This window comes from Alteromonas sp. a30 (genome assembly GCF_026788005.1).
GTDB lineage: Bacteria > Pseudomonadota > Gammaproteobacteria > Enterobacterales > Alteromonadaceae > Paraneptunicella.
Window position 1 is genome coordinate 218,044 of record NZ_JABEPE010000003.1, and the last position, 11,932, is coordinate 229,975.

Here is an 11,932-nt window from a genome sequence, read left to right on the forward strand (position 1 = left end):
TTAGTGTCGCCTTTATAGCAAAAATAGGTATACATTAACTACGAGTGACCTTAGAAAGTTGTAAGCAGGTTCTTGCTCGCTTATTGGATTAAATCAACTTGCTTTGTTGATGTTGATGTTTGTAATCCAAAATGACCGAGAATGTAAGTGTAGCTTGCATCTTCATACCAAATGCTGCTGCTGTGAATACCGCCTACCGTGCAAACACCTGTCGCACAAACAATCTGGTCACTGTAGCTTTTAATAGAGTAAACATGACGACCAAATTGATCACCATAGATACCATCAAGGAAAGGGCTGCTAACAGATAGCCCATAACGACCACAAGTAGATGAAAATACGTTGAACGGATAAGTACCACAAGTCCACAAACCACGGAATGCACCGGCAATTCCAACGAAGGTTTCAACGCGATCCGCTACCGCCAGTTTGGAAATTTGTTGTGCCGCTAATGTTGCCCCCATTGAGTGACCAAGCACGTCAATGGAGCCAGTACAAGACTGCGCCAATGCAGATTGAATTGCTTCACGAACGGGTGTTTCTTCGGAGCCACTATGATCATTGCAAGCAGCGCATGACTTAGAACCCCAATTTGGACGGAATATCTCACTTTTGCTGTATCCACGAGACAACAATTCGTTATAGGTGTTATCCCAACTGGAAGGGTCAGCAGTATTTCCATGTACCAAGACCACAGCGTCACGACAAGCAAATGCCGAGAAAGCTATGGTAGAGAGCAGAACTAATCCCCACTTCACAACCATCAAGTATTTATTCATTTTTGCTCCAAACGGTTATTTTTGAAGCATTAATGTTAAATGAATGTAAAACAATGTAAATGAAGTTAAGACACTACTTTAGTACTGAGGTTGTTTTTATGAGCAAAGATACAAACAAGCGAAAAGGAGAGTAAAAGTGCTGATAATAGTCCCAACCAATAAGTCTTCGCCTCAAACCACGCTGCAAAACATGCGACAAAATACCACACCTGTACTTCTGATTTACGCTTGCAAACCCCTTCAAAAATAAATAAAACACTCTTTCATGATGTTATTAAGGGCCCGCTCCCAAGGATTGTTTTATGCCAGAAAGCACTGCTCGCAATTTTCCTAACCCCATTCGACTTATCAAACTTGCATACCCTATACACCGATGGTCTGGGCTCATTCTCGGTGTACAGCTTTTATTTTGGATTCTGGGAGGGTTTATTATGGCCTTACTGCCATTAGAGCAAGTTCATGGTCGACACTTAGCTAAAGCACCAAAGCTCGCAACAAACGCAGGCAGCCACAGCTACTCGCTCGATATTCTTTTAAGACAGCTCCCCGATGCTAGCCACATTGAATTAAGCTATGTCGACAGCCAGCCAACCTATCTCATTACCACGCCCCAAGGAAGACAGCTATTCGATGCGCAATCAGGAGAGAAGAAAACAGCCTTAAACAAAGAGACAATCAAACGACTCGCTCAGGAGTATTACTTAAAAACGGCAGCGATTGAGGAAGCAAACCTATTGGATACCCCGCCTCATGAAGCTTCTCGAGTAAAAGGAAAGGTGTGGCAAGTAAACTTTGATGATGCGTGGAATACCCGTTTATATTTGGATCCACTAACGGGAAGTTTACTCAATACACGTAGCACCCTGTGGCGTATTTTCGATTTTGTCTGGATGCTGCATATTATGGATTATGACACTCGAAATAATATTAATAACCCGTTATTGATTCTGTTTTCCGGTGCCGCCACTTTATTCACTTTGTCCGGTTTTATTTTGCTGTATGGTCGTTTCAGACCGTTTAAATCCAGAAAACGCAGAATAAAAAAGGCCACCGCATAGGTGGCCAAGAACCTGAAGGTTAAGGTGTAATCTTACTAAGCTTTAAAAACATTACTTGTATAAAACAGTTACCGCAGTGCCTTCTGCAACAATACTACCGCTCACTGAACGAGGTGATGCCGTTGGGCCATTACCTTTTTCCATTGCTACTTTCCAAGTGCCACTTGGTAAAGTATAGGTGTAATTATCAGCACTATTATAAATCACAATAATATCGCTCCAACTATCCCCATTAGCCGCGCCGTTGATACGATTTACCACCACACCGTAGCGCGGACGATGACTTTGCACATTGGTATTAATTTCCTCCCATGAATTCAAACGAAAACCGGGGTGAGCATTACGCATAGCAATGGTCGAAGCGTAGTAGTTGAAGATGTCGCTGTTATCAACTTTCCACTGCCAACGATATTTATTGATGTCATCGCTGGAGTTATAACTATTATGAACGCCTTGTTTGTCGCGCATAAGTTCTACACCACCATGCAGGAATGAAATCCCTTGGCTGGTCAACACAATGCCGTTTGCAAAATTCTGAATACGACGTAAATACGGGTCGCTTTCAGATAAACCTTTCGTGTGCGCCCATTCAATAATTTTGTCGCGTAAGGTTAAGTTGTCGTGAGCGGAAACATAATTAATGCTTTGCTCTGGGTCCATGGCAAACTGAGTATCCCATGTATCAATGATGGCGTCTTTGTCGTTAGCAAAGCGAATTGCACCACGACTACCTGCTTCAATACGCCATGAATCAGGGTTATCGTTAAAGGCGAAGCAGTCACCACTATTACAGCCGCCGTTATCATTTTGGCCTTTAATGGCTTCACGGAATTTTGGATTAAACACGCCTACGTGGGCATCAACTACGCGTCCAATCGTGCCTAAACGAACTCGGGACGATTCACGCTCATCCACACAACCAAAGCAGCCCGGCCAAGGTTCGCCATACATAAGAATATTGCGCCCCGGCAATTTCGACTCTAAATGACGGCCCCAATCGCCAAAGTTTTCATAACCAAAGACGCCCACCAAATCAAAACGGAATCCATCAATGTTGTATTCTGTGGCCCAATACTCCAATGAATCGCGGATCATGCGGTTTACCATCGGTACACCATCATCAATAGTGTTACCAACTACTAAATCTTGGTGATAGAAGTATTTACCGGTAATGTCTTCGAACATTTCAAAGCCATAGGTATGGTTATAAACCACATCCATAATGACGCGAATGCCTGCTTTATGTAGCTCATTGATCATGTTCTTGAATTCACGAACACGGTTTTCATAATTGGTTGGCGTTTTTGAATAGCGTTCTTCTGGGATGTTGTAGTTTCGCGGATCATAGCCCCAGTTGTAGCAAGGGTCGGAATCAGCAGCCCCTTCGCACGTAGCAAAGTCGTAAACAGGCAATAACTGAACATGAGTCACGCCAAGCTCTTTTAAATGATCAATGCCGGTTTTAACGCCATTGTAACGAGATCCCGCTTCCACTAACCCGGCATACTTCCCGCGATTCGCTGCACTCACACCAGAGCTTAGGTCAATAGTAAAGTCGCGCACATGCACTTCATAAATCACCGCATCTTCGCGCTCAACCATTTGCGGGCGCGTTGCCCAACCACCAGTTGGTTGCAAACGTGACATATCCATCACGATATTGTTGTAACTGTTCGGCTGAATCATTTTGCCGTAAGGATCACGCACGTTTACGCCGTTAATTTGGAATGTGTAAGGCTTAAGGTGTAAATCGCCTTGAACCACAACCTGATATACATCGGAATAACCGCTAAAGCCTTGCACTTTTTGCATTGGATGTAAGACGCCATCGACCAATACTTTAACATCGCTGCGATCTGGCGACCAAATGGAAAACACCGTTTGAGATGGGCTGTAAACAGCGCCAAGTGAATCCACTTGTATCGCACAATTTGAAGTGCAAGATGACGCCGGAGTTAAGCTGTAAGAGAAAGTTTGATCGTTGACCGTAACAATGTAGTCGCCAGAAACCGAGGTATAAATATCGGCGCCATCAGCATCAAGAACACCATCATCTTGATTATCACCATAGTTTACCGACCAATCTCCGCTTGCGCTGGCATCAAACTTAAAACGTTGATTAGCACTTCCGTCGAAGCTAACTTGCGCTTGCCATGTGTGATCGGCGACTAACGTTAACCCAGCAAGCCCCCATCCGTTTGGCGTGCCACGAAAATACAACTGTGACAAACGTTTCGCATAACCAGCGTTATCACAATTGGCAACTTGGCTAGCAGAAATGCTTTTCGTACTGGCATTGAAAATAATTTGGTAGGACTTATTTTGCCCAGCGGTATAATCACCAACAGGGTAACTTTCGTTCCAGTTACCAAAACGGTCGATTTTAAAACGTGGACCACCATTGCTATCACCATTTGCAAAGCTTTGGCAGGTGCTGTATTGATTATTACCGTCGTGAGTGAGTGCGGTTGTTCCCCAACTATTTGGGGTCCCACGAAAGTACCAATCGGCTTGCACTAATCCGCTTACGGCAGTTAGTAGTATAAACAAGGGAATCTTTTTCATAGGGTTCTCGATAGATTCTGAAATTGAAGTCAATATCTGTATATAAAACAATCAGAGACGATACGGTGTCAGAATTTATACATTTTGTTAACATCTGGGAATGAATTTTAACCCTTTTTTACAATGAATACGTATGAATTGCCTTATGCAGTTCCATACACATTAATAAATGATAACCAATTAAAAGGATCGCTCTGTTGAAAACGCCCCCACTCTCCGGTGTGATTTTTGATTTAGATGAAACGTTGTTGACCGCCGATATTAATTTTAATGCGATTCGCGAAAAGATCGGATGTGAAAAAGGAGCGGATATATTAGCGCACCTTGAAACCATTACCGATCCACAAGCTCGAGATGACGCACAAGCGTTTATTCGCCAAGAGGAGCTAAAAGACGCATACAACGCACAGTGGATACCGGGCGCAAAAGCCTTTGTTGAAAAGCTTCATGCTCAAAAAATACCTGTTGCCATTGTGACTCGAAACAGCGAGGAAGCCGCCCAGATTAAATTAACCAAAAACCAAGTTCCCATTGATACGGTAGTCACTCGAGAGCATGCCCCCGCTAAGCCAGACCCAAGTGCATTGCTGCAAATAGCAAGAGAGTGGGCTATCTCTCCACAAGAAATTGCTTATGTTGGTGACTTCCTTTACGACGTTTTGGCCGCTAATAATGCAAACATGCACGCTTGTCTCTTCTTACGTCGAGAAAAAGAGGAATATGCACAGCTTGCTGACTTTATCTTTGAAGATTACAGTGAGCTAGAATCCTATATCCTTGGCTAGTGCGCCATGTTGTGAGAAAATGCCGCGTTTTCAAGCAGTGGCAATGGGTCACTGAAGTCTAACTACAGCGTTTTAAATGAAATGAAATTTCCCGGTCGCCGTAAGCACAAGCACTATTTCCCAGTGCAAGAAAAAAGCCTGATCACCGAACCTTCTGATAAACATCAAATGCTTGAGCATTGCCACATTGTTGGTATGGACCAAGTCCTTGTTGATATTGAAGCGAAAGTCGAAGATGACTTTTTAGAAAGATACAACTTGCAACGAGGCATGTCTCAGCTAGTTACTGATGACGTCACCAACGCGCTTTATCAAGAACTTAAAACGCGCAACTTAATCAATTACGAACACGCAGGCGGCACTATTGGTAATACTCTGCATAATTACTCAGTATTAGCCGATGCACACTCAGTTCTACTAGGGGTTATGTCGGAAAATATTAAAGTTGGTAACTACGCCTATCGCTATATTTCCAACACCTCTAGCCGCGTTAATCTTAACTATTTACAAGCTGTTGATGGCCCAATTGGCCGTTGCTTCACTCTTATCGACAGCAGTGGCGAACGCACTTTTGCCATCAGTGTGGGTTACGCAAATCGTTTATCACCGGAGAATATCAACGAAGACGTTATCCAATCCTCCTCAGCACTTGTTATTAGCTCGTATTTAATGCGCGTGCTTGAGGGTGACACCATGGATAAAGCCACCTTACGAGCAGTAGAGATTGCTCGAAAAGCCAACGTACCGGTGGTGTTAACGCTTGGTACCAAACATTTAATTGAGCAAGAGCCAGAATGGTGGCGAGAATTCGTTAAGGAAAACGTCGATATTTTAAGTATGAACGAAGAAGAGGCCGAAGCCATTACGGGTATTAACGACCCGCTTGCAGCCGCTGATAAAGCGCTTGATTGGGTAGACTTAGTCATTTGTACCGCAGGCCCGCAAGGCTTATATATGGCAGGCTATACCGACGATAAATTCAAACGCGAAACCGAACGCTTATGGATAAGTGGGGCCGTTCCTGAGTTTAACCGTTTCGAATACTCTCGCCCGATGCGTTTGAAGGATTGCGAAAAACCAATTCGAGCCTACACACACGTTGCACCGTACATGGGTGGCCCTGTTGCGATTAAAAATACGAATGGTGCAGGTGATGGTGCGTTAGCGGCGGTATTACATGATTTAACGGCAAATGATTTCCATAAGTTAAACGTAGCGAACTCAAGTAAGCATCTGCAAAAAGCGTTAATGTATTCGTCCTTCTCACAAATTAGCAAATACGCTAACCGAGTCAGTTACGAAGTGCTAACACAACACTCTCCCCGCTTATCTCGCGGCCTGCCGGAAAGGGAAGATAGTTTAGAACTGGCTTACTGGGCACAATAAGTCACGTGGTGTTTAGAAACTAAGTTGGCGTTGTCCTCTAATAAAGACAACGCCGAAATAGCTCAGCCAATCAAAAAACCGACACTAGGTTTTAAATTGTTCCACTCTGTCTGCAATTGCTTTCGCTTTATTGGCAATAAGCGCCGCAGCCTTTTCTGTATTCTCCGCCTCAGAAGAGGTTTGGTTCGATAAATCATACAAGGCATGGATATTCATATTAATATTTTCGGCAACGGCACTTTGTTCTTCTGTCGCAGTTGCGGTCTGCAAAGATAACCCATCAACTCGATTAACAACTTCCAAGGTTTCATTAAAGAAGGCTTCTGTTTTCCTCGAAAACTCAACGGTTTTTCCAACTTCTTCAAAGCCACCATCTATCGCTGATACGACTTTTTCAACACCATCTTGAACCTCAGAAATCATTGTTTGGATACTCTCTGTGGATTCCTGTGTCTTACTGGCTAATGCTCTAACTTCATCAGCAACCACTGCGAAACCGCGCCCTTGCTCACCAGCTCTGGCTGCTTCTATCGCTGCATTCAGAGCGAGTAAATTGGTTTGCTCTGCAATACCACGTATTACATCTAAAACGTTGGATATTTTTTCCGAATTAACCGCTAACGTTTTAGCATTACCCGAGGCTTGTTCGATAGCAGAAAAGACAGATTCTATTTGCTGAACAGATTGAATAACCTGCTCTGCTCCCTGTGTCGCTGAATTCTGGGCTAATTTAGTTTCGTCAGCAGTTTGTATAGCGATACTTGCCATTTCTTTATTGGCGACACTCATTTCATTTATTGCGCTCACAATAGAATCTGAGGCAATGCATTGCTGCTTAACAATACTCAATGTACTCGTCGATGATTCACCTAACGTTCGATTAGCTTGCCCCAAGTCCAGCACTTCGGATCGAATGGAATTGACTATTGACGATAATGTTTCTAGAAAACGATTAAATGCCTCACCGAGCCTCCCTAGTTCGTCGGCAGAAACAATGGTAATCCGTTTAGTGAGATCTCCACCCTCTCGTGCAATTTCATCTATCCGCTGAGTGAGCGTATTAATTCGTCGTAACAAAGAGCGTTGGCTAATAAATGCAATAATGCCACACGTAAGCAACAACCCAATGATAACCGTAAACATAATACTCGTTACTTGCGTGTTTCGTTTGGACATTTCTTGCTCGATAGCGGCCGCTGTTTCAAAGGTCATTTCTCCTGCTGTGTCGTAAACGTTTCGAAGATCGTTGAAGGCTTGCAAAGAAACACCATTCGACAACATTTTTGCTTCTTCTATACGACCTTTCTCAGCAGCTTCTAATACTTGTTCAACTCGACTAGACCATGTTTGAAATAAACTATCGAACTTATTTAGCCGCTCCAACTCTTTGGGATAACTCGACATCAACACTTTGTAGTGCTCAAATCTGTCATATGCCTGTTGGGCGTTTTCTTTTATATCATTAATAAATGCTGTATCTGAGGTACTCAAATATTCAACTTCTGCTAGGCGCGCTTGATATAGATCTCTGTCGGCATTAAGCACATTGCTAAGCGACGGCATGAATTTTTCAGACATGACTTTAGCTACATTTTCTACTTTTTTATTAACCGAAGCAAAAGTAAAAAAGATAACAAGTGTCACAATACCTAACACCATTGTAGGTATTGAATATTTAATACCAATACTCAATCTTTTCATAAACGGCCTATATTTTTCTCATCAAACTTGCGTCTTTAATAGTTTAAAAACCCATTTAATAAACTAAAAAACAGCGCTAGTTTTTTATTTGGATACCTTATAACCTTAAACTAAAGCCTTCGTACCCTATCCTTATTAACCCTGAAAATTTTTTAAATTAAAGCCAACATGGCAGACTAAATGAAGTAAGAAGAATCACTACACCCCTTAACTTTTAAGTCCTGTAATGAATAAAGGCATTGTTTCCCTCTTCAACTTCCTGTATTAAGCCCCTTAAATTAAGAGTCATTCACAGACAATCAATTAGTAAAATACTAACCAAAAACTATAACTTTCTTTAACTTTTCAGGAGGCTAGCTTTAAGAATAGACAATTATAAAAATTCGACTAAATTAAAAATATTCAATGAAAAAATGACGAATTTAAATTTAAGATTATTTTTAACAAATGGATTTTATCTTCATAAATTAAACTCCCTAGCTTAAATACGAATAATCTAATTTCACCAATTAAGAACACACGATAAAATTAAAATGGTCATGACTATGAAGCTACCAACCTCTGTTTTGCTAACGACGGTTTTTCTTACTGCCCCATCCTTCGCTGAATGGAAATTAAGTGGAGATTATCGATTACGAATGGAGTTTGTAGACAATCCCATTAGGGAAAGCTCTGGCAGCGAAGATCATGCTCTATCTCACCGCTTGCGTTTGCAGGCTTTGTATAAACAGGATTCGTTTTACTTTAAAGGAGAGCTTCAGGACTCCCGAATGTGGCTAGATGACGAAGGCACTCCCATTGGCACTGATGACATTAATGCCGTAGAACCTGTTCAAGCGCACATTGGTTGGCTATTCGATAGAAATGGCGATACACATGATCTAAAACTAGGCCGTTTTAGTGTGGATATTGGTAAACGACGTTTTATCAGTCGTTCTCGTTATCGCAACACACAAAACTCCTTTACCGGGGTTTATTACAGTATCAAGCAGCCTACGCAGTGGTGGCAGTTTATTTACGCCTCTCCTGATAACCGCTTTCCAAGAGATAGGGACAGTTTAGATGGTAATCAGGTTAAACTTGATAAGCCCTATTTCGATAACGTTCTTTATGGGTTACATCTGACTTCAACATTGAATAAAGAGTCGAAGTTAGAGTCATTTTATTATGGCTTGAATGAAAGCGATCAAGAAGATCTCGCGACTCGAAACCGTCAACTACATACATTTGGCTTACGACTGACCAACCAATATCGTCCTGATGACTGGGGCTATGAATTTGCCGGAAGTTATCAAATTGGTGATGCTAGGGCGAGTTCTAGTGCATCTGATGTAACGGACCTTGATGTTAAAGCTTATTTTCTCCACTCTTCTTTTGGCTACCAATTTACGGACAGCTTAAACTCTCGATTATTATTTGAGTTTGATTACGCCACGGGTGACGACGACGCTAATGACGATGAATACAATCGCTTTGATTCATTGTTCGGATTACGCCGTTTTGACTTCGGCGCAACCAACCTTTGGGGAGTATTTGCGCGCGCTAACATTGTCAGTCCGGGTGTTCGTTGGAAGTTTAAGCCTGGAAAAGACTTATCGGCTTTCCTCGGTTACAGAATTTACTGGTTGGATTCCACAAACGATCAATTAACTCCCATTAGGGCTCTGAATAATGAAGGGGAAGATTTTGTTGGTCATCAATTTGAAACTCGACTTCGTTGGAAAGTATCAAATAATTTCAAATGGGAAATGGGAGGAGTTTACTTTATCAAAGAAGACTTCTTCGATAATGCAAGCAGAGTAGAAGATGATGGAAACGCCAGTTATTTTTATACTCAAGCCACTTATTCTTTCTAGGTTAGCACCTTTGATGCTTTAACCTCTTGAAAACAAAAAGGCCGCTCAATAGCGGCCTTCTTTATTCAAATATCAATTTGATTAATATCGTTCGATATCAGTCGATGATCTTAGATACAACACCTGCACCTACTGTACGACCACCTTCACGGATTGCGAAACGTAAACCTTCGTCCATCGCGATTGGAGCAATTAGCTCTACTACGAATTTAAGGTTATCGCCAGGCATTACCATTTCTACGCCTTCAGGTAGCTCTACTGCACCTGTTACGTCAGTTGTACGGAAGTAGAACTGTGGACGGTAGCCTTTGAAGAATGGTGTATGACGACCACCTTCATCTTTTGACAATACGTATACTTCTGCTTCGAACTTAGTATGCGGGTTGATTGAACCAGGCTGTGCCAATACTTGACCACGCTCTACATCTTCACGCTTAGTACCACGAAGAAGAACACCTACGTTCTCACCCGCGCGGCCTTCGTCAAGAAGCTTACGGAACATCTCTACGCCCGTACAAGTTGTTTTCGTTGTTTCTTTAATACCAACGATTTCAACTTCTTCACCTACTTTTACGATACCTTGCTCTACACGGCCTGTTACTACTGTACCACGACCTGAGATTGAAAATACGTCTTCGATTGGAAGAATGAACGGCTTGTCGATTGCACGCTCTGGCTCTGGGATATAAGAATCAAGTGCTTCGCCTAGCTCAACAATTTTCTTTTCCCACTCTTCATCGCCTTCTAGCGCTTTAAGAGCTGAACCTTGAATTACTGGCAAGTCATCACCTGGGAATTCGTACTCAGAAAGTAGTTCACGTACTTCCATTTCTACCAATTCTAACAACTCTTCGTCGTCTACCATGTCACACTTGTTCATGAATACGATGATGTAAGGTACGCCTACCTGACGACCCAACAAGATGTGCTCACGTGTTTGTGGCATAGGACCATCTGTTGCTGCTACTACTAAGATAGCACCATCCATTTGCGCTGCGCCTGTGATCATGTTTTTAACATAGTCAGCGTGTCCAGGGCAGTCTACGTGAGCATAGTGACGCGTAGGCGTGTCATACTCAACGTGAGAAGTTGCGATTGTGATACCACGCTCGCGCTCTTCTGGAGCGTTATCGATTTGATCGAATGCTTGAGCTGAACCACCGTAAGTCTTTGCAAGAACTGTAGTGATTGCTGCTGTTAGAGTAGTCTTACCGTGGTCAACGTGGCCGATTGTACCTACGTTTACATGCGGTTTCGTACGTTCAAACTTTTCTTTTGCCATGACTGTTTCCCCAGCAAAACGTTAATGATAGTTTAAATTTCAGGTTTTAGGGGATGAGAAAGGAATATTAGAGATGGTGCTGATAGGCAGATTTGAACTGCCGACCTCACCCTTACCAAGGGTGCGCTCTACCAACTGAGCTATATCAGCAATTTGGAGCGGGCAGCGGGAATCGAACCCGCATCATCAGCTTGGAAGGCTGAGGTAATAGCCATTATACGATGCCCGCTTACCTTACATTGATCTCTAAGAGGCCACCTCATCCGAGAAAACGGTGGAGATGGTGGAAATCACCTTGCCAAGCTCCACAACCAGCCGCATATGATGCCGCTGATAAAAATATGGTGGAGGGGGACGGATTCGAACCATCGAAGGCAGTGCCGGCAGATTTACAGTCTGCTCCCTTTGGCCACTCGGGAACCCCTCCAGAACTTAATGATGGTGCCGGCTGCCGGAGTCGAACTGGCGACCTACTGATTACAAGTCAGTTGCTCTACCAACTGAGCTAAGCCGGCACTGC

8 protein-coding genes and 4 tRNA genes are annotated in these 11,932 nt (G+C 42.9%); 4 read left to right on the plus strand and 8 right to left on the minus strand.

Annotation, left to right across the window (positions count from 1 at the left end):
- Window positions 1-80 precede the first annotated feature (80 nt).
- Window positions 81-779: an esterase/lipase family protein gene (locus HJG39_RS04900; protein ID WP_442780997.1), complete on the minus strand. Its 699-nt coding sequence runs from the start codon at window positions 777-779 to the stop codon at window positions 81-83.
- A 302-nt stretch (window positions 780-1,081) separates the two neighbouring features.
- Between HJG39_RS04900 and HJG39_RS04905 the strand changes: the two genes are divergently transcribed.
- On the plus strand, window positions 1,082-1,837 hold the full coding sequence (locus HJG39_RS04905) for a PepSY domain-containing protein (RefSeq protein WP_268407413.1): 756 nt from the start codon (window positions 1,082-1,084) through the stop codon (window positions 1,835-1,837).
- Between the two features lie 51 nt (window positions 1,838-1,888).
- Here the strand turns inward: HJG39_RS04905 and HJG39_RS04910 are convergent, their stop codons facing one another.
- Window positions 1,889-4,402, minus strand: coding sequence for an alpha-amylase family glycosyl hydrolase (locus HJG39_RS04910; RefSeq protein ID WP_268407415.1), 2,514 nt, complete (start codon window positions 4,400-4,402; stop codon window positions 1,889-1,891).
- A gap of 197 nt (window positions 4,403-4,599) precedes the next feature.
- Between HJG39_RS04910 and HJG39_RS04915 the strand changes: the two genes are divergently transcribed.
- Window positions 4,600-5,187, plus strand: a complete 588-nt coding sequence (locus tag HJG39_RS04915) for an HAD family hydrolase (protein WP_268407416.1) — start codon at window positions 4,600-4,602, stop codon at window positions 5,185-5,187.
- Between the two features lie 81 nt (window positions 5,188-5,268).
- Window positions 5,269-6,573, plus strand: coding sequence for an inosine/guanosine kinase (locus HJG39_RS04920; protein ID WP_268407418.1), 1,305 nt, complete (start codon window positions 5,269-5,271; stop codon window positions 6,571-6,573).
- A gap of 84 nt (window positions 6,574-6,657) precedes the next feature.
- Here HJG39_RS04920 and HJG39_RS04925 read toward each other — a convergent pair whose 3' ends face one another.
- Window positions 6,658-8,274: a methyl-accepting chemotaxis protein gene (locus HJG39_RS04925; protein WP_268407420.1), complete on the minus strand. Its 1,617-nt coding sequence runs from the start codon at window positions 8,272-8,274 to the stop codon at window positions 6,658-6,660.
- Between the two features lie 545 nt (window positions 8,275-8,819).
- Here HJG39_RS04925 and HJG39_RS04930 point away from each other — a divergent pair.
- The gene (locus HJG39_RS04930; RefSeq protein WP_268407422.1) at window positions 8,820-10,130 is read left to right on the plus strand and encodes an alginate export family protein; all 1,311 of its coding nucleotides are present in this window, start codon (window positions 8,820-8,822) and stop codon (window positions 10,128-10,130) included.
- A 97-nt stretch (window positions 10,131-10,227) separates the two neighbouring features.
- Here HJG39_RS04930 and tuf read toward each other — a convergent pair whose 3' ends face one another.
- From tuf to HJG39_RS04955, 5 genes are all read right to left on the minus strand, one after another.
- Window positions 10,228-11,412, minus strand: a complete 1,185-nt coding sequence (gene tuf, locus HJG39_RS04935; RefSeq protein WP_268407182.1) for an elongation factor Tu — start codon at window positions 11,410-11,412, stop codon at window positions 10,228-10,230.
- Window positions 11,413-11,486: 74 nt separating this feature from the next.
- Window positions 11,487-11,562, minus strand: a tRNA-Thr gene (locus tag HJG39_RS04940).
- 4 nt (window positions 11,563-11,566) lie between these two features.
- A tRNA-Gly gene (locus HJG39_RS04945) sits at window positions 11,567-11,641 on the minus strand.
- 113 nt (window positions 11,642-11,754) lie between these two features.
- A tRNA-Tyr gene (locus HJG39_RS04950) sits at window positions 11,755-11,839 on the minus strand.
- 12 nt (window positions 11,840-11,851) lie between these two features.
- Window positions 11,852-11,927, minus strand: a tRNA-Thr gene (locus tag HJG39_RS04955).
- Window positions 11,928-11,932 lie beyond the last annotated feature (5 nt).

Coding starts and splice junctions, on each gene's coding strand:
- HJG39_RS04900 (WP_442780997.1), bottom strand. CDS start 779: ATGAATAAATACTTGATGGTTGTGAAGTGGGGATTAGTTCTGCTCTCT.
- HJG39_RS04905 (WP_268407413.1), top strand. CDS start 1,082: ATGCCAGAAAGCACTGCTCGCAATTTTCCTAACCCCATTCGACTTATC.
- HJG39_RS04910 (WP_268407415.1), bottom strand. CDS start 4,402: ATGAAAAAGATTCCCTTGTTTATACTACTAACTGCCGTAAGCGGATTA.
- HJG39_RS04920 (WP_268407418.1), top strand. CDS start 5,269: ATGAAATTTCCCGGTCGCCGTAAGCACAAGCACTATTTCCCAGTGCAA.
- HJG39_RS04925 (WP_268407420.1), bottom strand. CDS start 8,274: ATGAAAAGATTGAGTATTGGTATTAAATATTCAATACCTACAATGGTG.
- HJG39_RS04930 (WP_268407422.1), top strand. CDS start 8,820: ATGAAGCTACCAACCTCTGTTTTGCTAACGACGGTTTTTCTTACTGCC.
- tuf (WP_268407182.1), bottom strand. CDS start 11,412: ATGGCAAAAGAAAAGTTTGAACGTACGAAACCGCATGTAAACGTAGGT.